Annotated in this window: 24 protein-coding genes; 19 read left to right on the forward strand and 5 right to left on the reverse strand. The window is 68.3% G+C overall.

All coding sequences use genetic code 11. The features are described from left to right. Nucleotides 1-76 precede the first annotated feature (76 nt). The 3 genes from KIH31_RS10470 to KIH31_RS10480 are packed head-to-tail and all read left to right on the forward strand — an operon-like array spanning nucleotide 77 to nucleotide 3,587. Nucleotides 77-1,987, forward strand: coding sequence for a glycosyltransferase (locus KIH31_RS10470; RefSeq protein ID WP_214427262.1), 1,911 nt, complete (start codon nucleotides 77-79; stop codon nucleotides 1,985-1,987). Then, nucleotides 1,987-2,847, forward strand: coding sequence for an ABC transporter permease (locus KIH31_RS10475; RefSeq protein ID WP_214427060.1), 861 nt, complete (start codon nucleotides 1,987-1,989; stop codon nucleotides 2,845-2,847). The genes KIH31_RS10470 and KIH31_RS10475 overlap by 1 nt, the downstream gene beginning before the upstream one ends. Before the next feature lie 2 nt (nucleotides 2,848-2,849). Then, nucleotides 2,850-3,587, forward strand: a complete 738-nt coding sequence (locus tag KIH31_RS10480) for an ABC transporter ATP-binding protein (RefSeq protein ID WP_214427061.1) — start codon at nucleotides 2,850-2,852, stop codon at nucleotides 3,585-3,587. A gap of 45 nt (nucleotides 3,588-3,632) precedes the next feature. On the opposite strand, the gene KIH31_RS10485 is transcribed toward KIH31_RS10480, so the two are convergent. After that, nucleotides 3,633-5,627, reverse strand: coding sequence for a DUF6541 family protein (locus tag KIH31_RS10485; protein ID WP_214427062.1), 1,995 nt, complete (start codon nucleotides 5,625-5,627; stop codon nucleotides 3,633-3,635). A 112-nt stretch (nucleotides 5,628-5,739) separates the two neighbouring features. On the opposite strand from KIH31_RS10485, the gene KIH31_RS10490 reads away from it, so the two are divergent. The 4 genes from KIH31_RS10490 (at nucleotide 5,740) to KIH31_RS10505 (ending at nucleotide 9,114) form a co-directional block, all read left to right on the forward strand. Further along, the gene (locus KIH31_RS10490) at nucleotides 5,740-6,843 is read left to right on the forward strand and encodes a glycosyltransferase family 2 protein (RefSeq protein ID WP_214427063.1); all 1,104 of its coding nucleotides are present in this window, start codon (nucleotides 5,740-5,742) and stop codon (nucleotides 6,841-6,843) included. A 72-nt stretch (nucleotides 6,844-6,915) separates the two neighbouring features. Next, the gene (locus KIH31_RS10495; protein WP_214427064.1) at nucleotides 6,916-7,554 is read left to right on the forward strand and encodes a glycosyltransferase family 2 protein; all 639 of its coding nucleotides are present in this window, start codon (nucleotides 6,916-6,918) and stop codon (nucleotides 7,552-7,554) included. Nucleotides 7,555-7,558: 4 nt separating this feature from the next. Next, entirely contained in the window at nucleotides 7,559-7,939 is a 381-nt protein-coding gene (locus KIH31_RS10500) for a DUF2304 domain-containing protein (protein WP_214427065.1), read from the forward strand. A gap of 32 nt (nucleotides 7,940-7,971) precedes the next feature. Next, nucleotides 7,972-9,114, forward strand: coding sequence for a glycosyltransferase (locus tag KIH31_RS10505; RefSeq protein ID WP_214427066.1), 1,143 nt, complete (start codon nucleotides 7,972-7,974; stop codon nucleotides 9,112-9,114). A 28-nt stretch (nucleotides 9,115-9,142) separates the two neighbouring features. On the opposite strand, the gene KIH31_RS10510 is transcribed toward KIH31_RS10505, so the two are convergent. Then, nucleotides 9,143-10,105, reverse strand: coding sequence for a glycosyltransferase (locus KIH31_RS10510; RefSeq protein WP_214427067.1), 963 nt, complete (start codon nucleotides 10,103-10,105; stop codon nucleotides 9,143-9,145). A gap of 97 nt (nucleotides 10,106-10,202) precedes the next feature. Then, entirely contained in the window at nucleotides 10,203-13,700 is a 3,498-nt protein-coding gene (locus KIH31_RS18145) for a GH25 family lysozyme (RefSeq protein ID WP_250545807.1), read from the reverse strand. A gap of 217 nt (nucleotides 13,701-13,917) precedes the next feature. On the opposite strand from KIH31_RS18145, the gene galE reads away from it, so the two are divergent. Further along, a complete protein-coding gene (gene galE, locus KIH31_RS10520) occupies nucleotides 13,918-14,901 on the forward strand; it encodes a UDP-glucose 4-epimerase GalE (protein ID WP_214427068.1) in 984 nt (327 codons plus the stop codon). 19 nt (nucleotides 14,902-14,920) lie between these two features. Beyond that, nucleotides 14,921-16,501, forward strand: coding sequence for a DUF2142 domain-containing protein (locus tag KIH31_RS10525; RefSeq protein WP_214427069.1), 1,581 nt, complete (start codon nucleotides 14,921-14,923; stop codon nucleotides 16,499-16,501). 30 nt (nucleotides 16,502-16,531) lie between these two features. Here KIH31_RS10525 and KIH31_RS10530 read toward each other — a convergent pair whose 3' ends face one another. Then, on the reverse strand, nucleotides 16,532-17,062 hold the full coding sequence (locus KIH31_RS10530) for a DUF1992 domain-containing protein (RefSeq protein ID WP_214427070.1): 531 nt from the start codon (nucleotides 17,060-17,062) through the stop codon (nucleotides 16,532-16,534). A 189-nt stretch (nucleotides 17,063-17,251) separates the two neighbouring features. On the opposite strand from KIH31_RS10530, the gene KIH31_RS10535 reads away from it, so the two are divergent. From KIH31_RS10535 to KIH31_RS10575, 9 genes are all read left to right on the forward strand, one after another. After that, complete coding sequence (locus KIH31_RS10535) at nucleotides 17,252-17,605, forward strand: hypothetical protein (protein WP_214427071.1); 354 nt, start codon at nucleotides 17,252-17,254, stop codon at nucleotides 17,603-17,605. Between the two features lie 180 nt (nucleotides 17,606-17,785). Further along, nucleotides 17,786-19,015: a CpaF family protein gene (locus tag KIH31_RS10540; RefSeq protein ID WP_214427072.1), complete on the forward strand. Its 1,230-nt coding sequence runs from the start codon at nucleotides 17,786-17,788 to the stop codon at nucleotides 19,013-19,015. After that, nucleotides 19,012-19,866, forward strand: a complete 855-nt coding sequence (locus KIH31_RS10545; RefSeq protein ID WP_214427073.1) for a type II secretion system F family protein — start codon at nucleotides 19,012-19,014, stop codon at nucleotides 19,864-19,866. The genes KIH31_RS10540 and KIH31_RS10545 overlap by 4 nt, the downstream gene beginning before the upstream one ends. After that, nucleotides 19,863-20,801: a type II secretion system F family protein gene (locus KIH31_RS10550; protein WP_307857616.1), complete on the forward strand. Its 939-nt coding sequence runs from the start codon at nucleotides 19,863-19,865 to the stop codon at nucleotides 20,799-20,801. Before KIH31_RS10545 ends, KIH31_RS10550 begins: the two co-directional genes overlap by 4 nt. Before the next feature lie 52 nt (nucleotides 20,802-20,853). Continuing rightward, nucleotides 20,854-21,114: a hypothetical protein gene (locus tag KIH31_RS10555; RefSeq protein WP_214427074.1), complete on the forward strand. Its 261-nt coding sequence runs from the start codon at nucleotides 20,854-20,856 to the stop codon at nucleotides 21,112-21,114. After that, nucleotides 21,111-21,494: a TadE/TadG family type IV pilus assembly protein gene (locus tag KIH31_RS10560; RefSeq protein ID WP_214427075.1), complete on the forward strand. Its 384-nt coding sequence runs from the start codon at nucleotides 21,111-21,113 to the stop codon at nucleotides 21,492-21,494. The genes KIH31_RS10555 and KIH31_RS10560 overlap by 4 nt, the downstream gene beginning before the upstream one ends. Continuing rightward, the gene (locus KIH31_RS10565; RefSeq protein ID WP_250545808.1) at nucleotides 21,475-21,945 is read left to right on the forward strand and encodes a hypothetical protein; all 471 of its coding nucleotides are present in this window, start codon (nucleotides 21,475-21,477) and stop codon (nucleotides 21,943-21,945) included. Before KIH31_RS10560 ends, KIH31_RS10565 begins: the two co-directional genes overlap by 20 nt. A 38-nt stretch (nucleotides 21,946-21,983) precedes the next feature. Next, complete coding sequence (locus tag KIH31_RS10570) at nucleotides 21,984-22,394, forward strand: pilus assembly protein TadG-related protein (protein WP_214427265.1); 411 nt, start codon at nucleotides 21,984-21,986, stop codon at nucleotides 22,392-22,394. A gap of 375 nt (nucleotides 22,395-22,769) precedes the next feature. Then, nucleotides 22,770-22,985 (forward strand): hypothetical protein, encoded by a 216-nt coding sequence (locus KIH31_RS10575; protein ID WP_214427076.1) that lies wholly within the window; start codon nucleotides 22,770-22,772, stop codon nucleotides 22,983-22,985. Here KIH31_RS10575 and KIH31_RS10580 read toward each other — a convergent pair. After that, nucleotides 22,982-24,412: a hypothetical protein gene (locus KIH31_RS10580; protein WP_214427077.1), complete on the reverse strand. Its 1,431-nt coding sequence runs from the start codon at nucleotides 24,410-24,412 to the stop codon at nucleotides 22,982-22,984. The two genes, KIH31_RS10575 and KIH31_RS10580, sit on opposite strands and share 4 nt — an antisense overlap. 47 nt (nucleotides 24,413-24,459) lie before the next feature. Here KIH31_RS10580 and prfB point away from each other — a divergent pair, with 47 nt between their 5' ends. Next, on the forward strand, nucleotides 24,460-25,575 hold the full coding sequence (gene prfB / locus KIH31_RS10585) for a peptide chain release factor 2 (RefSeq protein ID WP_214427078.1): 1,116 nt from the start codon (nucleotides 24,460-24,462) through the stop codon (nucleotides 25,573-25,575). Nucleotides 25,576-25,678: the final 103 nt, after the last annotated feature.

Raw genomic sequence — 25,678 nt, forward strand, 5'->3', positions numbered from 1 at the left:
GTCAGCCGAGGCCGCCATTGGCGTGAACGGCGAGTGGACCACGATCCAGCGGGTCATCCTGCCCGGCGAGAAGGGCATGGAGACCCTGCCGCTCTACATGGACTCAGGGGTCGTCACCGGCCCTTCCAACGCCGGCAACACCTCGTCGAGTTCCCGTGAGGAGGAGTCCGCCTCCTCCGCCGTCCGGTTGCGGTCGGCCCACGCCGACGACGTCAGCTCGCGCGAATCCGCGCTCGTCCGTCCGGGTGAGCGCATCTCCTTCGCCACCTACTTCAATGCCTTTCCGGCGAGCTACTGGCGCCGGTGGACCAACCTGAAGGAAGTCCGGCTTTCGGTGACCACTGCGGGTGCGGGCACCGTGAGCGTCTACAAGTCCAACGCCCGCGGCTCACTGCAGCACGTGGAAACCACCCGCGTCAGCGGCGACGAGGTCACCACCACCTACACGCTTTCGCTGGCGCCCTTTGGCGACGGCGGCTGGTACTGGTTCGAAGTGACCGCCGGGGCGGACCAAATGGAATTCGTCGGGGCCCGCTGGGAGACCGACGCCCCGCGCCGGCTCACCGGATCGGTGACTGTCGAAATCACCACACTGAACAAGACCGACTTCTGCGTCAACAACCTGCGCATCCTCAGCGAGAATCCCGACGCGCTCGCCGCGGTGAAGGAAATCATCGTCGTCGACCAGGGCACCCAGAAGGTTGCCGAGGCCGAGGGCTTTGAGGAAGTGGCGGGCGTCCTCGGAAGCAAGCTCCGGATGATCAACCAGGACAACCTGGGCGGTTCGGGCGGGTTTGCCCGGGGGATGTACGAAGCCGTGGAGAACGGCAGCGACTACGTTCTTCTTCTCGACGACGACGTCGTGGTCGAGCCCGAAAGCATCGTCCGGCTGTCCACCTTCGCCGACTACTGCAAGAAGCCGACGCTGGTCGGCGGCCACATGTTCGACCTCCACGACCGCAACGTGCTGCACACCTTGGGGGAGATCGTTGACCCCTACCTGATCGGGCCGTCCGAGCCCAACGCCAGCCAAAAGATGCGGCACAACTTCGCGCAGAGCAACCTGCGTGATACCGCATGGATGCACCGGCGCGTCGACGTCGACTACAACGGCTGGTGGATGTGCCTGATCCCGACCGAAGTGATCCGCGAAATCGGGCTCTCCCTGCCGGTCTTCATCAAGTGGGACGACTCCGAGTACGGTGTCCGTGCCAAGTCCGCCGGCTACCACACCGTGTCGCTGCCCGGGTCCGCCGTGTGGCACGTCTCCTGGATCGACAAGGATGACCTCGTCGGCTGGCAGGCCTACTTCCACTCCCGGAACCGCTTCATCTACGCACTGCTGCACAGCCCGTACCCGCGCGGCGGAGGGCTGATCGAAAACGCCCTGAAGCTGGACCTGAAGCACACCATCTCGATGCAGTACTACACGGCACAGGGCCGGATCGAAGCCATGCGCGACCTGCTGCGCGGGCCCAGCATCCTGCATGACATCCTGCCCACGAAGCTGCCGGCCATCAGGGCGATGGCCGGGGACTACACGGAGACCAAGTTCAAGCCCAGCGTGGACGACTTCCCGGATGTGAAGATCACCAAGCTTCCGCGCCGGGGCAAGCGGGCCAGTGTGCCCTCTATCGTCACGATCGCGCCGTGGCTGGCGAAGAACATCCTGCGCCAGGTGGTGCTGCCCGCGAACGAGGTGAGCAAGGAGCACCCCCAGGCGTTGGTTCCGCATGAGGACAACAAGTGGTGGCGCATGTCGCAGTACGACAGCGCAGTGGTCTCCAACGCGGAGGGCAGCGCTGCGTCCTGGTACCAGCGCGACCCCCGCGCCGTCCGCGAACTGATGAAGGAAAGCGCCGTCGTCTATTCCGAGGTCCTGCGCAAGTGGCCGGAGCTGCGCGCGCAGTACCGTGCGGCCCTGCAGGAGATCACCTCCTTCGAGGCGTGGAAAAAGACCTTCGACGCGCACTCCGGCCAGGACTAATGAGCGCCGGTCCGCAGGAGCTGGCTGTCCCCGGTATCGGGGGCGGGCTCGGTGATGTTGTACGCTCGCGTTTCCTGCTCAAGCTGCTGGTACGCAAGGAACTGAAGGTCCGCTACCGCGGGTCGGTGCTGGGCCTGCTGTGGTCCTATGTGAAGCCGGGCGTCCAGTTCATCGTCTTCTATCTGGCACTCGGGGTATTCCTTGGTCTGAACAAGGGCACCGAGAACTACGCGGTGTACCTGTTCTCCGGCATCGTGCTGATTAACTTCTTCACCGAAGCCCTCGGCAACGCGGCACGGTCCATCGTGGGCAACGGCAATCTGATCAAAAAGATCTACCTGCCCCGGGAACTGTTCCCGGTGGCTTCTGTCTGGGTCTCCGGAGTGCATTTCTTCCCCCAGCTGGTGGTACTCGTGATTGCCTGCGTGTTCTCCGGCTGGCACCCGTCGATCATCCAGCTGCTGGCGGCTGTGGCCGCCTTCCTGCTGACCGCACTGCTGGCGACCGGACTCGGACTGTTCTTCGGTGCTGTGAACGTGTACTTCCGTGACTCGGAGAACATCGTGGACCTGTTGCTGATGGTCGTCACCTGGGCCTCCCCGGTGCTGTACATGTGGACCATGGTCCGCAAGGCGCTCGGAACCGGCTTCTTCTTCGTTTACCAGATGAACCCGATCACGATCGCGGTCGAGATCTTCCACTACGCCTTCTGGTACCCCACCACGGCCCAGACCGCGGAGCTTCCGCCGAACCTGCTCGCCCTGTGGCTGCCGGTCGGCCTGGTCGTCTCCGTGCTGCTGATCCTGCTGGGCCAATTCACATTCCGGCGGCTGGAAGGCCGCTTCGCGCAGGAGCTCTGAGCATGCCCACGGCCATCGAAGTCGAGCACATCAGCAAGAAGTTCGTGCTCCGGCACACACGCTCGCTGAAGGAAGCACTTGTCTGGTTGATCAAGGGCCGGCGCGGGGATCTCTCCAAGAAGTTCAAGGCGCTCGACGACGTTTCCGTCACCGTGCAGCAGGGGGAGACCGTGGCATTGCTGGGCCTGAACGGCTCAGGCAAGTCAACACTGCTCAAGCACATCTCCGGCGTAATGGTTCCCGACAGCGGCTCCGTCCGCACGCGGGGGAGGGTGGCCGGCCTGATCGAGGTCGGCGCCGGTTTCCATCACGACCTCACCGGCCGGGACAACGTGTTCCTCAACGGCGCCATCCTCGGGATGTCGGAGGAGCAGATCAACGAACGCTTCGACGACATCGTCGCCTTCTCCGAAATCGGCGAATTCATCGACACCGAGGTGAAATTCTATTCCTCGGGTATGTACCTGCGCCTGGCGTTCTCGGTGGCCGTTCACACCGACCCTGAGGTGTTCCTGGTGGATGAGATCCTCGCCGTCGGCGACGAGCCCTTCCAGCGCAAGTGCATCGCCAAGATCAAGGAACTGGGGGAGGCCGGCAAGACGCTCGTCGTCGTCAGCCACGACCTGGACCTGGTGGCGCAAATCTGCGACCGCGGCGTGCTCCTCGAGCACGGCAAGGTCATCATGGACGCACCGGTGGATGAGGCCATCGCCCGCCTTCGCAGCGGCGTCGGCCACTGACAGGCCACTGACCGGCCGCCGGGCGTCAGCCAGGCAGCCCCCGGTTCAGCTGCCGCAGGCGGTGATCTTGTACAGCTTCGCCGCGGACCCTTGGGAATCGACCACCTCGAAGCCGGGGACCTTGTCCAGGTTCTGGATGCCGCCGAGGCCGTGGTTCCCCAGATTGACCTCGGTGCCGCCGAAATCGAGCACGTACTTCAGGCGCAGACGCTTGACCGCGGGGCAGACGGAAGGGTCCTTGGCGACGTCGCGGAGCTTGGCGATCACCTTTTGCTCGTCCGCGTTCAACGGAGAGCCGCCGGAGGGCATCAGGGCCTGGCGGTCGGCCAGTGCGTAGCTCAGGGAGGCGCCGGTGTACGGGTCGCCCACGATGAGGGCGTCAGCCGGCACCTCACGGTCGAGGCGGCCGATCAGGTCATGTTCCTCGCTGGTCAGCAGCGGTGCGTCGGACGTGTACCCGTACTTGTCCTGGGCCGCGTCCTGTTCCTGGTTGACGGCGTCGCCCTGCACGCCCACGGCCAGCAGCCCGAGAGCGAGAGCAGCGGTCGCGGCGGCCGGCCAGCCGGGCCGCAGCAGCGGGAAACGCCCCGTGCGGACCGCCACGGAGACCATCCAGATCCGAAGCCTGTCGATCACCCAGACGGCACCGACCGCCGCCAGGGGCAGGGCGATGACCGGGAGCATTGCGGCGAGACGGAAGCTGTCGTTGTACCAGACACCGGTGATGAACGAGCGGACCTCGTCCTTGTTGAATGACGAGACCACCACGTAGAGCCCGCAGCTGATGATGAAACTGCCGACCAGCCACAGCGCCCGCCGGCGGGCGAGCAGCACGACGACGCCGGCAACGGTCAGGATGGCAATAACCCACGGCATCGGACGGCCCACCGGTGCGGAAAACACGGCCTCCCCAAGCGCCATCGGAATGGTACGGGTGGGTGGCCAGAAGGACGCGTTATCGCTGGGCCGGACGCGGATCCACAGCTGCTGCAGGACCAGGAAATAGGCGACGACGGCGGCCGGTGGCCAGATGTACTGCCAGGCACGGGCCTTCGACCGCTTCGCCGCCACGAGCCTGAGGACAAGCCAAGCGAGCAGGGGCGCGATCGAGAGTGCGAAAACAGCCATCGGCATGCTCGGATGGGCGAGGGCGAGCCCGGCGAGGAGAAGCAGCAGGCTGGCGATCGTCTTGAGCCTGCCGCCGCTGGGCAGCAGCGAAAGCCCGAGCAGGTCCAGCACCAGCGCGATGGCCGCCGGGAGGATCGCAATCGCCAGCAGGTTTGGATAGAGCACCCCGAAGTTGACCATCAGGTAGGGGAAGGACGCGAAACCGGAAGCGAGCACCCCTGTCACGACCATGGCCGCCGGCCGGGCACCGGTGAGCCGGCTCACCAGGAAAAGCGCCGAGAGAGGCCAGACGAGGGCGGCAATGACGATGTTCGTGACGTTGACGCCGACCGGGATGGACGCGCCGGAAGCCTCAATGACCAGAGCGACCAGGTCATGCCAGGCGCCGGGGTAGATGGAGACGGCCGAGGACTGGGGGTCCAGCGCTCCCAGGGTGAGCGAAGAGCCACGCCCGGTGTCGAGGATGAAGCGGACAGCGTTCAGATGGAAGACATTGTCGAACGTTTGCGAGATATTGTCCGGTGGCCCGAAGATCTTGATGAACCGGTAGCCGATAATGCCGGCGCCGGTCGCCAAGCCCGCAACGAAAGCCGCCATCGACAAAGAGGAGGGCCGCCGGAACGCAAAAGCCTCGCGCAGGGTCACCCGCTTGATGCGCAGGACCACCAGCCGCGCGAGCGCGGCGGCCACCCCGGACGCGAGCGTCAGCACCGCGAACGCCGCCACGGACCATCGGACGTGAACCAGCTGCAGGGCAATGGCACCCCCGGCTCCCACGGCGGCTGTCAGGGGCGCGGAGACGCCTGCCCACGCCAGTCCGCGGAACCCGATGATCCGTGCGAGGAAGGCTCCCGGAAGGAACACGATCACAACACAGGCCAGAGCAGCAGGGACCGTTTGTGACCAATGCATGGAGGGGGAGCCTTCGGTTGACGCGGATGACGATTCAGACTACCAAGAGAGGTCCTGTGCTCCGCTGATCCGGCCCTGAGCCGCGCGGAAGGTGAAGTGATAGCCTGCCGGGGTGCCTGCCGCGAAGCCCCCGATCCGTCCCGCCGTCGACGTCGTCATAGCCGTCCACAACGCCGCCCGGCCCGTTCGCCGGGCAGTGGAGTCGGTCTTCGCGGCCGGGCTGGCCCCCGGCAGGGACGGCGGCGTGCGGGTCTCCGTGGTCTGCCACAACGTGCCCGTTGAAGAGATCCGGGCGCTCTTCCCGTCGCCGCTGGCTGAACAGGTGCGTTTCCTGAGCTGTGCCGACGGCATTCCCAGCCCTGCCGGACCGTTCAACACCGGCCTTGCGGCAGCCGACGCCGAGTATGTGAGCATCATGGGCAGCGATGACACGCTCGAACCCGGCGCGCTGGCGGACTGGTTGGAGGTCGCCCGCTGCTGCACCTCGGACGCAGTCATCGCTCCGCAGCGCCACGCCGGCGGAGCAAAGGTCAGGACACCACCGGTCCGCGTGGGCCGGCGGCGGCACCTGGATCCTGTCAAGGACAGGCTGAGCTACCGGACGGCGCCCCTGGGCCTGGTGCGGACCGCCGAAATCCGGCGGCAGGGGCTGGCCTTCAGCGCGGGCCGCCGGTCGGGCGAGGACCAGGAGTTCTCTTCGAAGCTGTGGTTCGGCGGCGGCCGGATCGATTACGCCCGCGGAGCAGGGCGGTACGTGGTTGGCGCGGACGCCGCGGACCGCATCACCAGCGCCCGGCGCCCGGTTGCCGAGGACCTTGGCTTCGCCACCGACCTCGTCGCGGGCGAGTGGTTCCGGCATCTGCCGCAGCGTGCCCGCACAGCCATTGTCACTAAAATCCTGCGCGTGCATGTGTTTGGCATGGTACTTGCCCGGGCCGGCGGGGATGGCTGGTCCGCCGCGGACCGGCAGGCGCTGGCCGAGGCCGCAGGGGCGCTGACGGCGGCCGCCCCCGGGGCGCGCCGGCTGCTGTCCGTTGCGGACAACCGGCTGCTGCAGAGCATCCTGGACCCGGGTTCCCCGGAGGCGGTGCTGGTCCGCCGCGCCCATGAGCGGCGCCGGTTCGGCCGTCCCGCCACGGTGTTCGCCGCCGGGTTGACGGCGCAGTTCAACCCCGAAGCGCCGCTGCGCTTCATCGCCGCATCGGCGCTTTTGTAGCGGCCAATTGTCCGCCTGCGAAGCCCGCTATGGGATACTGGAGCAGTGAGTCATACCTGGATAGTCATACCTATGTATAACGAAGCCTCGGTCGTCGGCACCGTTATCGAAGGTCTGATGGCTGAATTCGAGCACGTGGTGTGCGTCGACGACGGCAGCAGCGACGGCTCCCAGCAGGCGGCACGCGAGGCAGGCGCCGTCGTCGTCCAGCACCCGGTCAACCTCGGCCAGGGAGCTGCCCTGCAGACCGGCATCGAATACGTGCTCCAGGACCCCGAGACCGAATGCATTGTCACCTTCGACGCCGACGGCCAGCACCGGGTCGAGGACGCCCGGGCGATGGCCGACCGGGTCCGCAGCGGCGAGGCGGACATCGTGCTCGGTTCGCGGTTCCTGGACAACCGGACCAAACTGGCGCCGATGAAGCGCCTGGTGCTGCGCACAGCCGCGGCCCAGTCCCGGATATCCACCGGTCTTCCGCTCACCGACGCCCACAACGGGCTGCGCGCCTTCAACCCCGAGGTGGCGCGGAGGATCAACCTGACCCAGAACCGGATGGCCCACGCCTCCGAACTGATCCATCAAATCGCGCAGATGGACACCCGCTGGGTGGAGCACCCCGTGGAAATCGTCTACACCGACTACTCCAAGGCCAAAGGCCAGTCGCTGCTCAACTCCGTGAACATCGTCGCGGATCTCTTCTTTAGGTGAAATCGTGCAGATAATCGTGCAGATAGTCCTCGTCCTCGCGGTCGTCGTCGTCTCCCTGGCGCTGATGCGCGGCGGGTCCAACGCCCGGCACCTCGCCATCCGCCGGATCATGCTGGTGCTGTTCGCCACGACCGCGGCGTTTTCCATTTTCTTCCCGGAAGTGCTGACGTTCGTTGCCCGCCTGATGGGCATCGGCCGCGGCACCGACCTTGTGCTCTACGCGCTGATCGTCACCGTCCTGGTCTTCATGGCCACCACTTACCAGCGGTTCCGGCACTTTGAAACCTCGCTGACCCGTCTGGCTCGCCGCATCGCGATCGATGAGGCTCCGCGGCCCTATGCCACCGAAGGGACCGAACGCCCGAGCGAGCACGCGCAGCGCTAATTGCGCCGCGGCTTTCTGGGATGATGGGAGACATGACTGAGCGTCCCCTGCTGCTGATCCTGTCCTTCTCGCCCATCAGGTCCGACCCGCGCGTGCTCAAGCAGGTGGAACTGTTCAAGGACAAGTACCGGCTGGCCACCTGCGGCTACGGGGCGGCGCCGGAGGGCGTCGAGGAGCACTATGCGCTCCCCGAGGATGCGCAGGGGTGGGCCTCGGACAAGGCCGCTCTGATCACCCGCCGCTATGCGAAGGTCTATAACGGCCTCAGCGCGGTCGTCGCGGCGCGCCGGGCGCTCCCGAAGGCCCGCTTCGACATCATTCTCGCCAACGACCTGAACACGCTGCCGCTGGCGCTTGAGCTGCAGCCGCGCCTGGGGGTTCACTCGGACCTGCATGAGTTCGCGCCGCGGGAAAAGGACGAAGACCCCAAATGGCGCCTGTTCGTGGCTCCCTACCTGCGCTGGCTCTGCCGCAAATACCTGCCGAAGGCCGCGTCGGTGACAACGGTGTCGGATGGCATCGCCGCCCAGTACAGCAAGGACTACGGCGTCGACGCCGGCGTCGTCACGAACGCAGCGCCGTATGTGGAGGGCGAAGTGCATCCGGTGGGGGAGAAAATCCGGCTCATCCACAGTGCCGCCGGGCAGCGCTACCGCAAGATCGAGAACTTCATCGAGGCCATGCGCACGGCGCCCGACTGGCTCACCCTTGACTTGATCGTGATGCCCAACGAGCCGGACTACGTGGCCGAGTTGCGGGAGCTGGCGGAGGGCGTCCCCGGAGTCAAACTGCGTGACCCAGTGCCCTATAAGGAACTCGTGCGGACGCTGAGCGAATACGACGTGTCCATCGTTTTCCTGCCGCCGACCAATTTCAACCTCCGCAACGCGTTGCCGAACAAGTTCTTCGAAGCGGTCCAGGCACGCCTGGGCGTGATCGTGGGGCCGTCGCCGGCGATGGTGGCGCTGGTGGAGCGGTATGGCTTCGGTGGGGTCACCGAGGACTTCAGCGCCGCGAAGCTTTCCGAGACCCTCCACAGCCTCACCCCGGAGCTGGTCGCGACCTGGAAGAAAGCAGCGGACGCCGCGGCTGTTCCGCTCTCCGCCGAATCCCAGGTCAGGCTCTGGGAGGAGAAGATCGCGCACCTCGCGCAGAAGGCCCCGGCCGCCGGCTAGGCGCAGGCAGCGCACCGCCGCCGGAGCTTCACTGCTGGAGCACAGCGGCGTAGAGCTCTTCCAGCCGTTCCTCAAGCACGACGGGCGAGTGGTGGGCCAGCGCCCACTCGCGGCCGAGCGCGGCGGTGGCAGCAGCCTTGGCGGGATCGGCGAGGATCCTGCCGACGAGCTCCAGGGGGTCAGCCGTCCGCGAGTTGTGCAACGGGGCCTCGTCCCCGTAGGCATCTTGGGCCGAGAACGCCGCCACCAGCGGCGTCCCCTGGGCCATGGCCTCCAGTTCACTCAAACCGAGCACACCAAAGCGCTGCTGGCCGACGACGACGTCGGCTTCGGCGAGCTTGCGCCGGTAGTCGGACTCCGGCATGTGCGGGAGCAGGAGCACGCCGGCTTCCCGCGCCGCTCCGGCGAGATGGCCCCAGTCGAGGCCTTCCAGGACGACCTCCGGGTGGGTCGCGCGCAGGCGTGCAGCGAGTTTGATGAGCTCAGGCGCCCCTTTGGACTCGTCCCAGCGTGAGGCGAAGAAGAGCCGCTGGCCGGCATGCTCCCCGGCGGGGACGGGCTCAATGGCGGCGAGCGGCAGCGGGGCGGGGAACCAGGCTGCGTCGGGCCTCAGCGCCCGGACGGCGTCGCCCATGTCCGGCGTCGAGTACAGGACCGCGGAGGCAGTGAGGATCGAGCGGCGCACGACCGGACCCAGGAAGCGGGAGTGCAGGTCCTGGCGGACGTCGGTGCCGTGCAGGTGCAGCACCGTTCCGCGCCGGCCCCAGCCGTAGTAACCCGAAACACCGTAGTTGATGTGCAGGATATCCGGCCGCGGACGGGCAAGCCGCACCGCGGCGAGGTCCAGTGCGCGCCGCGCGGCGACGGCCAGCGGGTGGGCGCCGCGGCCCGCCGGGACGGCCCGGAGCTCCCAGTCCAGTCCCTTCCTGCGGGCGACGTCGATCACGTTGCGGGAGGTCCCGGAGATGTCGCCCAAGTGCAAAACTCGCATCCTGCCACTCTATCGGCAGCGCCCGCCGGGGCGCCCCGCGAGGGGTGCCCCGGCGGGCGCCGGGAGTAAAGCGTGGCGGCTCAGCGGCAGCTTCGGTTCAGAAGGAGGTGAGGACCGAGCCTATCTGCGGGTACACCTGAACCGGCGCGGCCCAGGTGGCGCCGGGCAGGATGGCGTAGTAGCGCATCGTTCCGCCGGACACGATGGCGCTGACGCCCTGGCTGCCGCTGCCGGCGAACCCGGTCCTGCCGGTGAACTGGGTGATCGTGTTCCAGCCCCCGCCGATTACCTTGCGGGCCTCCCAAATGAAGCCGCTGGCGCCGTTGGAGCGGTACAGGCGCATGGTGCCGCCGCCGTCGACGGCCAGCAGGTCCTGGTTGCCGTCCGAGTCGAAGTCCGCCATGGCGATGCGCAGTGAACCCCAGCCGGTGCCGATCTGCTGCGGCGCAGCGAGCGCGGCGCCTGACGGGTTGCCCCAGTACATCAGGGCGCCGGAGGAAGTGATGCCCACGATGCCCGGGTACTTGCTGCCCTTGAGCCAGTATCCGGTCGTCATCCGCACGCCGCCAAGACCGGAAGAAGCCAGCACGATCTTCTGCGAGAACCCGCCCGCAGCGGACCCGAGGTAGGCGGCCACCGAGCCGTCGCTGAACTGGGCGACGACGTCGGGCACGCCATCGGCATTCCAGTCAGTGACCTGCAGCGCCTTGGCCGAGGACCAGCCGTTGCCGATCTGGAAGGGCCCGGAGAGCGATGCGGAGCCGGTTGACGGTGTGTTCCAGAGCCGGCCCGAGCCGTCCACCGAGAGCACATCGTTGGTGCTCAGCAGCGGCGGCTGCGCCGTGAGCGTGCGGCTGCCGTCGAAGAGCGTCTTGGCCCAGGTGCCGGAGAGCTGGACCGGCGAGCCGAAGCGTCCGCCGGCGAACGGGTAGTAGGTCAACGCCCCCGCGGACGTCGCGGCGAGGACGCCCGGCTGGCTGCCGCCGGTGAACCCGGCGGCCGAGGAGATGCTGGACTTGGTGTTCCAGCCGTTGCCGATGACCGGCCGCGCCTCGGAGATGAATCCGCCCGTGCCGTTGCCGCGGTAGACGATGAACTGGCCCATGTTATCCACGACGGCGACGTCCAGGTTGCCGTCGTTGTCGACGTCGGCGAGCACCGGATGCATCCGGATGAAGCCGCTGCCGATACGGGTTCCTGCCGACAGCGCGCCGCCTGAGGCGTTGGCGTAATAGGTCAGGGTGCCGTCCGGCCGCTGTGCGATGATCCCGGGGTATTTGCCCGCGCTCACCCACTTGCCGACGACAAGGTCGGCGTCCGCCCAGCCGGTGGCCAAGGCGGTGGGCCCGTCGAATCCGCCGGCTGCGGCGCCGGTGTACAGGCTCAGCCGGCCGTCGGACCACTGCACCACGAGGTCCTGGACGCCATCGCTGTTCCAGTCGGCAACGTGCACTGACAGGGCCGTGCTGAAGCCGCCGCCGATCTTGGTGCCGGTGCCCAGCGAGCCGTTGGCCGGCGAGTAGCGCCAGAGCGCACCCGAGGAGTCGACGGTCACGACGTTGCTGGCCGAGGTGATCGACGGGGAAGCCGTTGGAGCGGGCGTGGGCGTCGGGGTCGGCGTGGGCGTCGGGCTGGGCGAGGGTGCCGGGGCGGTCATGTTGATGTTCTCGCCGCCGGCAATGAGGAACCCGTTCCAGCCGTTGCCGGCCAGCAGCGGCGAGCCGATCGTCGAGTTGCCGGGCACCGGGTAGTACCGGAAGCTGCCGTCGTTGGAACGCGCCATCAGGCCGACCGACGTCGAGCCGGCGAAGCCGGTCCCTACTGTCACGCTGGTCATGGTGTTCCAGCCGCTGCCGACGACCTTGCGTGCTTCTGAGATGAAGTGGCCGGTTCCGTCCATGCGGAACAGCTTCAGGTAGCCGGAGGTGTCCTGGGCGAGGACATCCTGGTTGCCGTCCCCGTCGTAGTCGATCATGAACATGTTCAGGCCGGCCCAGCCGTTGCCGATCTGCTGCGGGGAGGACAGCGTGCTACCCGAGTTGTTGCGCCACAGGAGCAGGTTGCCGGAGTTGTCCCGGCTGATGATCTGCGGGTAGTAGCTGCTCGAAATCGGGTAGCTGATGGTCAGCTGGTACCCCGCCCAGCCGCTCGAGGCCAGGACCGGCCCGGCGTTGAAGCCGGAGGAGGTGTTGCCGAGGTAGACGTTCACCTTGCCGGTGTTCCACTGGGCGACAATGTCCAGGACGCCGTCGCCGTTCCAGTCGATCACGTTGATCGAGCGCAGGCCGGTCCAGCCGTTGCCGATCTGCTTCCGTCCGGAGAAGCCGCCGGCGCCGTTGGCGGAGTAGTCCCAGAGGGCGCCGTTCGAGTCGGCGGCGACCACGTCGGCGGTGGAGGAGATGGCGGCCTGCGGGGCCGCCCCGTCGGGTGTCGTCGCAAACTTCTGCAGGTTGGTGTAGGTGCCGTTCCAGGCGTTGGAGTCACCGGCGAAGGGGCCGGTGCTGCTGTACTGCCACACGCTGTACGTGCTCCAGCTCAGCGGCAGGGCGCCGAGCATTTGGCTGTAGGCGGCGATGTGCAGCGGCTGGTTGCCGAAGGCGGCGGAGTTGCCCGTGCACTTGCTCCACCAGTCGGTGGTGGTGTAGATCATCGGCAACCGGCCGGTGCGGTACAGGACGCGGTTGGAGAAGTCCTTGATCCAGCCGACCATGGCGGACGCGGACATGTTGTAGCAGGTGTTCCCCAGCGTCGAGTACGGGTTGTACTCGATGTCCAGCAGCGGCGGGAGGGTCTTCCCGTCGGCGGACCAGCCGCCGCCATGGTTGACGAAGTAGTCCGCCTGCGTCGCGCCCGAGGACTGGCTGGGGAGCGCAAAGTGGTAGGCGCCCCGAATGAACCCGGCGTTGGCTGCGCCAACATACTGGGTCGCATAGCCGCTGCTCTGGAAGTCCACCCCCTCGGTGGCTTTCACGTAGGCGAAACGCGCGCCCATGCTCCACTGCGTCGACCAGTTCACGCTCGACTGCCAGCCGCTGACATCCAGGCCTTGGACGCCGGGGGCCATCCATGTGGCGGGGACGAGGGAGGGCAGCACTCGGGTCAGGCTCTGGGTCGAGACGTTGGCGCCGGACTGCAGGCGCTTGTTCGTCTCGTTGTCGGTGTTGTCCTGCGTGCTGTGCCTCTTCTTCAGGCGCGTCAGGCCCTGCCCGAGCGTCGCGCCGCCGATCCCGCGCTCGGCCTTGATCTCCGGCATCTTGGGCAGCACCGACGGGTTCATCTCGGACGCGTTGGTGACGGGGCCGGTGCTCGGCGACGCGGTCTGCGCAGGCGCCAGCGTCACCGGGGGAACCGCCGTCGGCGAACTGTCGGCCGGGGGCGATGTCGGAGCCGGAGCCGGCGCTGTCGCAGCCGGTGCCGTGGGGCTCGAGGTGGTGATCGGCGCCGGGGCAGCCGGTTCGGGCGCAGCCTGGGCCGGCGCGCTGCAGGCCACTGCGGGAAGGATGAGACCGAACGCTGTCAGCCCCACGTATAAGGGAAGGCGGGCTTTAGCCGTTGAGCGGCGCAGACCCGAGAAGAGTCCCCCCAGTTCTTGCATGTGCGAGTCTCCGTGAAAATCGGGCCGAAGCCAGACGAAGGCGATCGCTCGCACAATAGACGGTTGAGACCAAGCGGGGCAGCCTTGGCTGTTTCCCCGCGAATCCGGCTAGCGACACCAATGACCGGGACAGGTTACCACGGATGTTACTGATGTTACCAATGTGACCCCTTCGGCGGGGCGAGGCAGGCGTGCCGCGGTTCGGTAGGGTTGGACCATGACAATTCTTGTGACCGGGGGAGCCGGATATATCGGCGCGCATGTGGTTCGGCTGCTGCTCGAGCGCGGTGAGAGCGTCGTCGTCGTGGATTCGCTCTCCACCGGCAGGCCCGAGCGCGTTTCCGGTGCGGCACTCGTGGACCTCGACCTGGGTGCGGACGGTGCTGCCGCCCACCTTGAGGCGCTCCTGGTCAAAGAACAGGTGGACGCCGTCATCCACATCGCGGCGCTCAAGCAGGTCGGCGAGTCGATGGCGGATCCGCTGCTGTACTACCGGCAGAACGTCGGCGGCATGACCAACCTCCTCAGCGCTATGCAGCAGGCCGGTGTGCGCCGTTTCGTCTTCTCCTCTTCGGCTGCCACCTACGGCATGCCTGAGGAGACCACCGTGACGGAGAAGACGCCGTGCCAGCCCATCAACCCCTATGGCCAGACGAAGCTCATCGGCGAGTGGATGACCGAGGCGTCGGCCCGGGCCTGGGGGCTGCGTCCGGTGAACCTGCGCTACTTCAATGTCGCCGGCGCCCAGTCTCCGGATCTGGCGGACCCTGCGGCCCTGAACCTGGTCCCGATCGTCATCGGCAAGGTCCTCAACGGGGAGGCACCGGTGATTTTCGGGGACGACTATCCGACGCCGGACGGCACCTGCGTTCGTGACTACGTCCACATCTCCGACCTGGCCTCCGCCCATCTCGCGGCGCTGGACTCGACCGCCGGGGACGGTCCGCTCGAGACCGTCCTCAATGTCGGCACCGGCATGGGCGCCTCAGTGCTCGAAGTGGTCAAACTGGTCGGGGAAGTGGCCGGCCGCGAGGTCACGCCCACCATTGTCGGCCGCCGCGCGGGCGATCCGCCCAAGCTCGTTGCCGACGTCTCGCTGATCGAACGCGCCCTCGGGTGGAAGGCCAAGCTCGGGCTTTCGGAGATCGTCGAATCCGCGTGGAACGCCGAAGTCGTCCGCCGCGGCACTTCGGCCACCTGAAAGGCCGGGGAAGCTGCTGATGTCCCGCGACTCCGTGACCGCGTCCGAGGCGGACCAGGCGCCCGCTTCCGACGGACCGCAGGGCCGGCCGCGCCGCTCTGTCCGTCCGGCCGGCCCGCGCCGGGTTGGCCGCCCGGATGCCACGACGTCCGTCTTTGTGGTGCTTTCGCTGCTGTTCGGCACCTTTTTCGCGCTCGCAGCGCCGCTGGGGTGGGGGCCGGACGAGCAGGCTCACTTCAACCGCGCCTATCAGGTGGCATCGGGCGGGGTGGCTCCGCAGCGCCTGCCCGATGCGGACGGGCTCCCGCAGTACGGAGGATCAGTCCCGCGCAGCGCCATCGACCTTTCCAAATTCGCCGGCCCGCCCGGCAAGCTGCCGACCATCTGGCAGCAGCTTGCCAGCCCCAGCCCGGCCTTCGCGGCAGCCGCGGGGGAACCGGTCAATGCGCCGCTGGTGGTCACGAGCTTCCCTAACACGGCCGCGTATTCACCCGTCGCCTATCTTCCTGCCGCCGCCGGAGTGAAAGTCGCCCAGGCCCTCGACCTGAGCATCGGGCAGGCGTGGAAGCTGATGCGGCTGGCGCAGGTCCTCGCGTACACCCTCGTGGCCGCCGTGGGCCTCTTTGCCCTGCGCCGGAACCGGTTCCGGTGGGCAGCACTCGCCGTGGCGCTGCTGCCCACGGCGGTGTACCAGTCCGGCGTCATTTCCGCCGACGCGCTGACGAACGCCATCGCCTTCACCTTCCTGGCCATCCTGGCCAAGGCCCTGATGCTTACTCCGCGCGCCGGGGGGCTGTCCCTGCGCCGCTGGGAGTTCGGTGTCCTGCTGGCCGGCGCTGTCGCACTGCCGCTGCTCAAACCCACGTACGCCATCTTGCTGCTGCTCCTGCTGGCGCTGCCCTTCAAACGGGCGGCCGGCGAAGGGCAGGGCCGGGTACGGTGGAGCACCGTTGTTCCCGTGGCGGTGTCCGTGGCCGCGGCCGCTGTCGCGCTGGCCTGGTGGATGCGGTTGTCCGCTGGCACAGCCGACGCCATGGGCTGGCTGCGGGGACCGTCCGAGCGGCATCTGGTGCAGCCGGCGAACCAGCTCGCCTTCGTGCTGGGCCACCCGGTCGACGCTGCGGGCATCGGCCTGCGCACCCTGATCAGCTCGGACTGGAGCTACCTGAGCAGCTTCTTTGGCCAAATGGGCTACGCCCTTGGCGGGAACCTGGTCACTCCCGTCGCGGGGGCGGTCTGCACGGCCGCGGCGCTGACCCTCGGCCTTGTCTATGGCGGCCGTGTCCCCATCGGCCGCTGGCGGACGGCGGGGCTCGCCGCCGTATGGCTGCTGAGCGCCGCGGCCGTATTCGGCACCCTGTATTTGGCCTTCTCACCGATCAAGCTGCCAGTGGTGACCGGGGTGCAGGGACGGTACTTCGTTCCGCTGGCCATGCTGGCCGCGGCGGTCCTGCTCCAGCTGCTGCCCGGGGTGCACACGGCTTCAGAGCGCGCCATGCGCCGAGCCGAAACTGCAGTCTTCGCGTTGTGTGCCGCCGCGCTGGTGATCGCAGCGGTCAGGTATTGGGTCATGATGTACGTGCCCGGCTACCACGCGTAGGTCCGGTGCTGCGGGATGTCCCCGCTACGGCTAGCCGCTGTCGCCGCGCAGGATCCGGCGCCACCAGGACCTGTGCGCCGGAGACTTCCCGGTACCCGCGGGCGGCTGCGGGGCACGACGCTGCTTCCAGCGTTCGACTTCCCGCTCGACGTCGCGCGTCGGTGTCACCACGGGCGGGCCGCCAAGGAGTTGGCGCCGCGCCTCGATGACCCGGGCGTTGAAGTCTTCGAGGATTTCGCGCACCCGCCGCTCCGAGTACTGGGCGTCCAGCACGCCGTCGAGCTCCGCATCCTCCTTGCGCAGCAGGAACGGAGCCGGAGCAAGTCCGGTGAGCTGTTCGCGCCGGATGAGTTCCTTGACCCACCAGTCCGGATCCAAGGGCCGGCCCAGGCCGGGAAGAGGCTTTCCTGCAAGAGCCGAGGGGGTGACGTCGCTGTCGCCGGGCGAGTCGGCGGCGGCTTCTTCTTCCTTCTGGGGTCCTTCGGCGCGCCTGCGGGCGGCAAGGTATTCCGCCGCCTTGCGCATCCGGCGTTCATGTTCACGCGCAGCGTCCCCGCTCATCCGGGGCCTCCTTTCGCCCCCGTCCCTTTCAGGCCGAGCACGGCTCCGGCGGTGAGCAGCAACCCGCCGGCGACGAGGAAATAGGCGGCTGTCGGGACCCCCGGCGACGGCCGTCTGACCGACGCCCCAGCGGTGGCCGTGCGGCGGGCGGACACCGCCTCATTCACCGCCTCACTCATGGGGGTATTCGTGGGTGAGGACGAGGGCGTTGCCCTCACCTGTGCCTTCACCGCCGTGGCCGCGCCGCGGGTCCCGGCCGGGGCGGCGCCGGCCTTTGCAGCGGCCGGCGCCGGCTTCGGGCTTCCGGGCTGTGCGGCTGGCGGTGGCGCGGGGGCGGGCGGAGGGGAGGGGCCGCCGGGTCGCGGGCCGGGTGCCGGCGAGGCGGTCGGAGGGCTGGACGGCGGCGGTGTGGGTGCCGTGGTCTGCGTCGCCGGGGCGCACACGGCGCCGAGCACCGGCAGCGGCGGGCACGGAGCAGCCGCCGCGGGCAGCGCGGGCAGCACAAGGACGGCGCCGAGGGCGAAAGCCGCCGTGGCTGCCTGAAGAGCCGCTTTTCGGGTGTCCATTGCGCCTCATGCTACAACGCCCATGACAACACCGGACGGACCGGGCGGCCTACAGAGGCTGCTTCTCCACAGGGCGCCGCTACTTGTAGACCGGCTCCCGGTTGGCTCCTAGTCTTCTCACAGGATTCCGTCAGGAGCTGTGGGGAGCGGGTGGCAGGTGGAAGCAGCACGAATCGTCGAGGATGAGGTGCGTGAGCTCATCCGCCGCCGCGGGCTGGACCCGCTTCAGCAGGTTTCCGAGGTCCGCCGGCTGGTGGAAGCGGCGGTCAGCGATTACGACGAGCGGTCCCTGCAGGGGGTGGTGCCGCCGCTCGGCGCGCCCGAGGCTGTGCGCCGGCAGGTGTTCGACGCGGTCGCCGGCTTCGGGCCCTTGCAGCCGTTCCTTGACGACCCCTCAGTGGAGGAGATCTGGCTCAATTCGCCCTCCGAAGTGTACGTGGCCCGGGACGGCGAGTCGGAGCTGACGTCAGTGACGCTCACGGCGCAGCAGGTACGCGACCTCGTGGAACGGATGCTCAAGAGCTCGGGCCGGCGGCTGGATCTCTCGTCGCCGTTCGTGGACGCCGCGCTGCCCGACGGGTCCCGGCTCCACGTGGTGATCCCGGACGTGACGCGCCGGCACTGGGCGGTGAACGTGCGCAAGTTCGTTGTCCGGGCGGCCCGGCTGGAGCATCTGGTGGAGCTCGGGACGCTCAGTGCGCACGCGGCCCGCTTCCTCGACGCGGCGGTGGCGAGCGGGATGAACATCCTCGTTTCGGGTGCGACCCAGGCGGGCAAGACGACGCTGCTCAACTGCCTCGGTGCCGCAATCGGGTCACGGGAGCGGGTGGTCACTGTCGAGGAGATCTTTGAACTGCAGCTTCCCCTGCGCGATGTTGTCGGCCTGCAATGCCGCCAGCCGAACCTGGAGGGCACGGGCGAAATCCCGCTGCGCCGGCTCGTGAAGGAAGCGCTCCGGATGCGCCCGGACCGGCTGATCGTCGGCGAGGTGCGCGAAGCCGAGAGCCTCGACATGCTCATCGCGCTGAATTCCGGCTTGCCGGGCATGTGCACCGTGCACGCGAATTCGGCTCGCGACGCCGTGACGAAGATCAGCACGCTGCCCCTGCTGGCGGGTCAGAACATCTCCAGTGCCTTCGTGGTTCCGACGGTGGCGTCCTGCATCGATCTGGTGGTGCACTGCACCCGCCGGCCCAGCGGGCAGCGGCAGGTCACGGAGATCCTCGCCCTGGGCCGGCGGGTGGAGAACGGCATTATCGAGTCCTCGACGCTTTTCCGGATGTCCGGCGGCTCGCTGCAGGCGGTGGCGACGAGCGGAATGCCGGCTGCCGACAAGTTTGAGCGAGCGGGCTACAACGTGGCCGAACTCCTGGAGCAGGCGGCATGAGTACGACGGCGGGACTGATCGGCGGTCTGGGCCTGTTCCTGATCTGGTGGTCCTGTTGGAACCAGCCGCGCGGAGTGCCGGCGGTGCGGCGGCCGAGCCGGCTTCAGGACCTGCTGCGCAGGGCCGGTATCGAGAAGGTCAGCGCCGCGGGTCTGATGGGCAGCTGTGCCGTCACCGGACTTGCGGGCGTCCTGGCCCTGTATGTGGCCAGCCGGTCGGTGCCGATGGCGTTGTGCTTCGGGCTTTTCGCCGGCTCGGCGCCGCTCGCGCTGGTGCGGTGGCGCGCCCGGAAGCGCACTGCGATGCTCCGTGAGCTCTGGCCCGACGTCGTGGACCACCTCAGATCCGCGATCCGTGCGGGCCTGTCGCTGGCGGAGGCACTGGCCCAGGTGGGCGAAAAAGGACCGGCCGAACTCAGGCAGTTCTTCGCCGACTTCGCCGCGGACTACCGGGCCGGCGGCAGATTCGACTTCGCGCTCGACGAGCTCAAGGACCGGCTTGCGGACCCGGTGTCCGACCGGATCATCGAAGCCCTCCGCTTGACCCGCGAGGTGGGCGGTTCGGACCTCGGCCGGCTGCTGGGCACGCTGGGTGATTTCCTTCGCGAGGACAGCAGGACGCGCAGCGAACTGGAAGCGCGTCAGTCCTGGACCATCAACGCGGCCCGGCTGGCCGTGGCGGCGCCCTGGGTGGTGCTGTTGCTGCTGGCAACCAGGCCGGAAGCCGTCGCCGCCTACAATTCCGCGGCCGGCCTGCTCGTTCTCGGCGGCGGACTGGTCGTTTCCGTGGTCTGCTACCGCATCATGCTGCGCATTGGGTCGCTGCCCCGCGAAGAGCGGGTGCTGCGGTGACGGCGCCCGGTTCCCTGGCCGTCGTCGCGGGCCTCGTGCTGGGCGCCGGACTCTGGTTGGTGCTGGTCCGGCTCCCGTTCATGCGCGCGCCGAGCTTCGCGGACCGGCTCGAGCCGCGGCTGCGGGCCGTTTCGACGACGTCACGGCTGCTTGCGCCGCCGTCGCCGACGGCTGCCTTCGGCCCGCTGGAGCGGATTCTGCGACCGCTCGTCGGCGACGCCGTCAGGAGGCTCGCGCGCTTCAACCCCGGCAACGCCGCGCTGGCGCGCCGGCTGCTGCAGGCCGGCGGGCGACAGTCCGTCGTCGACTTCCGGGCCGAGCAGCTGCTGTGGGCCGGCCTCGGTTTCGTCCTGGCCGCCGCGGGGGCATGGGTGGCTGCCGCTGCCGGTCGGCTGAATGTTCCGCTCGGTGTGGTCATCGTGGCCGCGACGGCCGTCGGCGGGTTCTTCGCGCGCGACTACTGGCTCGGGGAGCAGATCAAGCGCCGGGAACGCCGCATGCTGGCCGAATTCCCTTCCCTGGCTGACCTAATGGCACTCGCCGTGGGAGCAGGCGAGAGCGCACCCGGGGCCCTCGAACGGGTGTGCCGGCGCTCGCAGGGCGAACTCTCCACTGAGTTCGAACGGGTGCTGGCGGAGGCGCGGGCCGGGACGCCCTTCGCGGAAGCGCTCGCCTCGTTCTCCGCGGCGACCAAGCTGCCGCCGCTGGTCCGCTTCGTCGACGGGCTGACCGTGGCGCTGCAGCGGGGCACCCCGCTCGCGGAGGTGCTGCGGGCACAGGCGCAGGACGTGCGCGACGTCGCCAAGCGGGAGCTGATGGAGTCGGCCGGCAAGAAGGAAATCGCCATGATGATGCCCGTGGTCTTTGGCGTCCTCCCGCTGACCGTGCTGTTTGCCGTCTATCCGGGCCTGGCCCTGCTCAAGCTGGGGCTGTGATGGCGCAGCCCGGGAACCCAATCGCATCGTAACCCCGAAGACAGGAGAAGCCATGGGCACCTTGTTGACCAGATTCTGGATAGTCGTTCTCTGTCAGGTCACTGCGTCGGCGCATCCCGCCGCGGGCCGCTCACGCGGCCGCCACCTCGCCGCCCCGCAGACCGGGGACGGCCCGGAACGCGGCGACGTCCCCGGCTGGGTCATGATCACCCTGATGTCGGCAGTGCTGGTTGCGGCACTCCTGGCCATCGCCGGACCAGCACTGGAAGGACTCTTCCGGTCCGCGATCGACCAGGTGAGCCCCGGGAAATGACGGCCGGGGACGGCCGGGAGGAGGGCGCCGCGGTGGTGGACTTCGTCCTGGTCAGTGCGCTGCTGACTTTGCTCTTCCTCGCGGTGGTGCAGCTCGCGCTGGTCCTCCACGTCCGCAACACGCTCACGGACGCCGCTTCATCCGGCGCGCGGTACGGGGCCTTGGCGGATCGCGGAGCGGAAGACGCCCGCCGTCGCGCCGTGGATCTGATCAGCAGCGCGCTGGGTGCCGGCTACGCCCGTGACGTCAGCGCGGCCGAAGTGAACCGGTCCGGCGTGCCCGTGCTCGAAGTCCATATCAAGGCGCCGCTACCCGTCATCGGGTTGATCGGGCCGTCAGCAGGCCTGGAGGTTGGCGGCCATGCGGCGATCCAGCGTTGACCCCGAGGGCGCTCATCCGCCCGCTGCCGAAGAAGCGGGGGTGGGGGAGGAGGGGAGCGCCGTCGTCGAGTTTGTGTTCCTCGCGGTCCTGCTGCTGGTGCCGGTGGTCTACCTGATCCTGGTCGTGGCCCAGCTGCAGGGCGGAGCGTACGCCGCCGCGGGAGCGGCGGACCAGGCCGCCAAGGTATTTGTCGCTTCGGACCCGGCCGATGCCGAGGCGCAGGCGGCGCGGGCTGTGGCGCTCACCGCTGCGGATTTCGGGTTCGAGGCGCGGGCGGCAACAACGCAGATCAGCTGCGATCCCGCGGACTGCGGGGCTGCCGGAAGCGCAGTGACCGTGACGGTGCGCCTTGCGGTTCCGCTCCCGCTGCTGCCGTCGGTGCCGGGGTTGCAGCTCTCAGCGAGCACGGTCGAAGCCAGCGCGACGCAGCTCCAGGGACGCTTCCGGTGAGCCGCCGGACCGCCGAGGATCCGGAGCAAGGCCAGATCATGGTGCTCGTCATCGGGTACCTGTTGCTGTCGCTGCTGCTGGTGTCCGTGGTAGTCGCGGCCTCGGGGGTCTACCTCGAACACAAGAAGCTGCTCGCGCTGGCCGACGGTGCCGCGGTCGCCGCAGCCGACAGTTTCACGCTCGGGCAGGTGCAGTCCTCCGGCGGAGCGCCGGTGGCCGCACTGAGCGCGGAGCGGGTGCGCAGCACGGTGGCCGGCTATGTGCAGAAGTACGGGGCGGCTGCCCGCTTCGACGGGCTGGCGGTTGGGCAGGGGACCGGCACGCCGGACGGCCGCACCGCGCAGGTGGAGCTGAGCGCCGTCGCGCATCCGCCGCTGGTGAACTTCCTGGTCCCGGACGGCATCCCCATCACCGCCGTCAGCGTCGCCCGTTCCCGCCTCACCCGATAGCCATCGACAGGTGGGCCGCAATCGGCGGATAGTGGGGATCCATGAAAGCCCGCACCAGCCGGCTGCCGGCCGCAGCCGCCCTGACGACCGTGCTCTTCAATGCCGCCGCCTGCGCCCCGCCGCAGCAGGGCACGCTAGTCCCCGCTGCCACGGCCGCGCCAACCTCCAGCACAGCGGCTGCGTCCCGGGCAGAGTCCGCGGCACTTCATACGTTCACTTTCCCGGACCGCCACATTTCCTTCACCTGCCCCGGCCAATGGCACGTCAAGCTCAGACCGGGCCCGGCCCTCAGCGCGGAAGCCCGGAAGACCTCCTTCGAGGCAGTCATCTCGGACGCCGCCGTACCCTGCGGCCGGCGGGTCGCCTTATTACTTCATGGACGTCCGCAGCGCCAAGGAGTTCCTGGCAACGACCAACTCTTCCGGCACAAACCAGCTGAGCCTGCCCAACGGAATCATGGCTGCACGGGTCTCCTTGGGAGACCAATCCCGCAGTCCAGCCTTTGCTTCCCCGGCCGCTGCCAAAGCCTGGATGGGCATCGGACAATACGCGCAGCTCAGGACGATGCTCCTGAGCCTGAGATACTCCTAGGCTTGTTCGGCCGTCGGCCGCAGAATGATCACGTCCCCGTGTGTGCCGTATCCCAGTTCCTTCCCGCTCACCGGTGTGCCGTCGAAGGTCAGGATGAACGGGTTGCCCCCGACGTCGATCACCAACGGGTGCGGAATATTGGTCGGATAAGGCGCGTGCAGGGTGTCGATCCTGTTCATTTCGGGGTCGTACACGGGATAGTCGCGGGCATCCCCGTCGCTGGCGAGCAGATTCAGTGTTCCGGCGTGCAGGGTGAGTAGGGTCCCTTCGGTCTGCTGGTGCACCTTGTCGGCGCCGATGTAGGCCAGGGGCGAATCCCAGCCGGCGCCAACCTGGGTTGCCGCCAGGGCGGGCCGGAAGGTGAAGCGTGGCTTGTACCCGGTGCACTCGACGAGCCCTAGCCACCATTTGCCGTCGTGCAGCAGCATGGACGGGTCCCAGCTGTCGTGCTCGGTCGGGAGCTCCCACCGCTGGGATTCGAGGACGTGGACGCCGGTGAGGAGGTCCCGCTGGGAGGAGGCCCGCCGGATGTGCGCGTTCTCCGCGAAGTCGCCCCACGAGCTCACTCCGAGAAGCGCGGAACCACCGTCGTGCAGGATGAACCCGGCGTGGTCGCCGAGCCTGAGTCCGTCCCGTTCGAAGAACAAGTGGCTTTCGAGCCGCAGGTCATTCGGGTCCTCCGCCGGGAAGGAAAAAACAGCCCAGTGAGCGGCGGGGAAGAACCCCGGCCCGGCACAGGTCGCCGTGATCCACACCCTCCCGTCACGCCGGACAGGCTCGCCCTCGGGGTGGCGGATCAGCTGGGGGTCACGCAGCCCGAGGTAGCCGAAGTAGCCCGCACGCACCCTGCGGAAACCACCCCGGCAGTAGAGCCGGGAACCTGTGATTTCACCGGTTGTCCGCAGGTCGACGGTCTTGTCACGGTCGAGGGCGTGCTTGAGCAGGACCTCCCAGCCCGCCGGGCCCTCACGCCAGAGAACGACGACGTTCTCCGTGAAGGTCACAGCCAGCCGCCCCCAGGGCCCCTTGAGGGCAGTCGCGGCCAGCTGCACGGGCCCGTGACCGGCGTCGAAGGTGATCCGGGCGGTGCCGGCCCCGGGGTCGTACTCCGCCTCGACGGTTCCGGAGGAGCAGGCCACGCCCGCAGCGGAGAACGCGGGGCTGGCGTTCGGGGTGAGCTCGACGGTCAGGTACGGCGCCTGCAGGGCGTGGTCCAGATACCGGCGCTCACCGGTATCCACGTCATCCTCGTCGTGGAACACCCCCGCGTCCGGCAGAAGGTCAAAGGGACGGAAACGCTCGTGTTCCTCGAACGTGATGGGTGACCAGACGCTGCCCGCATCCTCGTGCGGGGGGCGGACTGGCTGGCCCAGCAGCCTGCGAAGGCGTCGACCAGCACCGGAGGCCACATGGCTGAGAGTCCGCATGCGGACAACCATAGGCCATGGCGTGCATGGCGTAGTCTGGAAACACCATGGCTGAGATTGACTTTCCCGCAGAAATCCGCGCCCTTCGGGCCACTTACAGCTCTATCGAAAAGGTCTCCGACGTCGAGGCTCTCCGGGCCGAGATCGCGGACCTGAGTGAACAGGCCGGAGTGCCTAACCTGTGGGACGACCCGGCTGCCGCGCAGGTGGTGACCTCCCGGCTCTCACACCGGCAGTCCGAGCTGGAACGGCTGGAAAAGCTGGCAGCGCGGATCGATGACCTCGAGGTGCTGGTGGAGCTCGGCCAGGACGAGCACGACGCCGACTCGATGGAGGAGGCCGCCAAGGAACTCGCCTCGGTGCGCAAGGCGCTGGAAGAACTCGAAGTGGTCACGCTGCTGTCCGGCGAGTACGACGAGCGCGAGGCCGTGGTAACCATCAGGTCCGGCGCCGGCGGCGTCGATGCGGCGGACTTCGCGGAGATGCTGCTTCGCATGTACCTGCGCTGGGCCGAGCGCCACGGCTATCCGACGTCGGTGCTGGACACCTCGTACGCCGAAGAAGCGGGCCTGAAGTCGGCGACCTTCGAAGTCAAGGCGCCGTACGCCTTCGGCACGCTCAGCGTCGAGGCCGGCACGCACCGCCTGGTGCGGATCAGCCCGTTCGACAACCAGGGCCGCCGGCAGACCTCCTTCGCCGCCGTCGAGGTCATCCCGCTGATCGAGCAGACGGACTCCATCGAGATCCCGGACAACGAGATCCGCGTCGATGTGTTCCGTTCCTCCGGCCCGGGCGGCCAGTCCGTGAACACCACCGACTCGGCGGTGCGCCTGACCCACCTTCCCACCGGCATCGTCGTGTCGATGCAGAACGAGAAGTCCCAGATCCAGAACCGGGCCGCTGCCATGCGCGTGCTCCAGTCCCGCCTGCTGCTGCTGAAGAAGGAGCAGGAGGACGCCGAGAAGAAGGCGCTCGCCGGGGACGTGAAGGCGTCCTGGGGTGACCAGATGCGCTCGTACGTGCTCAACCCGTACCAGATGGTCAAGGACCTGCGCACTGAGCACGAGGTGGGGAACACCTCGGCCGTGCTCGACGGCGACATCGACGACTTCATCGACGCCGGCATCCGCTGGCGCGCCGAAGCGCGCAACGCCGCCGAATAGCCGCTTCTTTGGGGGACACGCCCGCGCAGGTGCCCCAACTGCCCCTGTCTCCGTGCCTATAGTCGAAGGGCCGGAGGTCTTGCCCCCAAGCAAATGCGCCCGT

Source organism: Paenarthrobacter sp. DKR-5, assembly GCF_018531425.1.
GTDB lineage: Bacteria > Actinomycetota > Actinomycetes > Actinomycetales > Micrococcaceae > DKR-5.

Excerpts from the sequence above, each read along its gene's own strand:
- KIH31_RS10475 (WP_214427060.1), top strand. The coding sequence starts at position 1,987 with ATGAGCGCCGGTCCGCAGGAGCTGGCTGTCCCCGGTATCGGGGGCGGG.
- KIH31_RS10545 (WP_214427073.1), top strand. The coding sequence starts at position 19,012 with ATGAGTACGACGGCGGGACTGATCGGCGGTCTGGGCCTGTTCCTGATC.
- KIH31_RS10505 (WP_214427066.1), top strand. The coding sequence starts at position 7,972 with ATGACTGAGCGTCCCCTGCTGCTGATCCTGTCCTTCTCGCCCATCAGG.
- KIH31_RS10555 (WP_214427074.1), top strand. The coding sequence starts at position 20,854 with ATGGGCACCTTGTTGACCAGATTCTGGATAGTCGTTCTCTGTCAGGTC.
- galE (WP_214427068.1), top strand. The coding sequence starts at position 13,918 with ATGACAATTCTTGTGACCGGGGGAGCCGGATATATCGGCGCGCATGTG.
- KIH31_RS10525 (WP_214427069.1), top strand. The coding sequence starts at position 14,921 with ATGTCCCGCGACTCCGTGACCGCGTCCGAGGCGGACCAGGCGCCCGCT.
- KIH31_RS10570 (WP_214427265.1), top strand. The coding sequence starts at position 21,984 with ATGGTGCTCGTCATCGGGTACCTGTTGCTGTCGCTGCTGCTGGTGTCC.
- KIH31_RS10495 (WP_214427064.1), top strand. The coding sequence starts at position 6,916 with ATGTATAACGAAGCCTCGGTCGTCGGCACCGTTATCGAAGGTCTGATG.
- KIH31_RS10530 (WP_214427070.1), bottom strand. The coding sequence starts at position 17,062 with ATGAGCGGGGACGCTGCGCGTGAACATGAACGCCGGATGCGCAAGGCG.
- KIH31_RS10580 (WP_214427077.1), bottom strand. The coding sequence starts at position 24,412 with ATGCGGACTCTCAGCCATGTGGCCTCCGGTGCTGGTCGACGCCTTCGC.
- prfB (WP_214427078.1), top strand. The coding sequence starts at position 24,460 with ATGGCTGAGATTGACTTTCCCGCAGAAATCCGCGCCCTTCGGGCCACT.
- KIH31_RS10560 (WP_214427075.1), top strand. The coding sequence starts at position 21,111 with ATGACGGCCGGGGACGGCCGGGAGGAGGGCGCCGCGGTGGTGGACTTC.
- KIH31_RS10510 (WP_214427067.1), bottom strand. The coding sequence starts at position 10,105 with ATGCGAGTTTTGCACTTGGGCGACATCTCCGGGACCTCCCGCAACGTG.
- KIH31_RS10480 (WP_214427061.1), top strand. The coding sequence starts at position 2,850 with ATGCCCACGGCCATCGAAGTCGAGCACATCAGCAAGAAGTTCGTGCTC.
- KIH31_RS10470 (WP_214427262.1), top strand. The coding sequence starts at position 77 with ATGGAGACCCTGCCGCTCTACATGGACTCAGGGGTCGTCACCGGCCCT.
- KIH31_RS10575 (WP_214427076.1), top strand. The coding sequence starts at position 22,770 with ATGGACGTCCGCAGCGCCAAGGAGTTCCTGGCAACGACCAACTCTTCC.
- KIH31_RS18145 (WP_250545807.1), bottom strand. The coding sequence starts at position 13,700 with ATGCAAGAACTGGGGGGACTCTTCTCGGGTCTGCGCCGCTCAACGGCT.
- KIH31_RS10485 (WP_214427062.1), bottom strand. The coding sequence starts at position 5,627 with ATGCATTGGTCACAAACGGTCCCTGCTGCTCTGGCCTGTGTTGTGATC.
- KIH31_RS10565 (WP_250545808.1), top strand. The coding sequence starts at position 21,475 with ATGCGGCGATCCAGCGTTGACCCCGAGGGCGCTCATCCGCCCGCTGCC.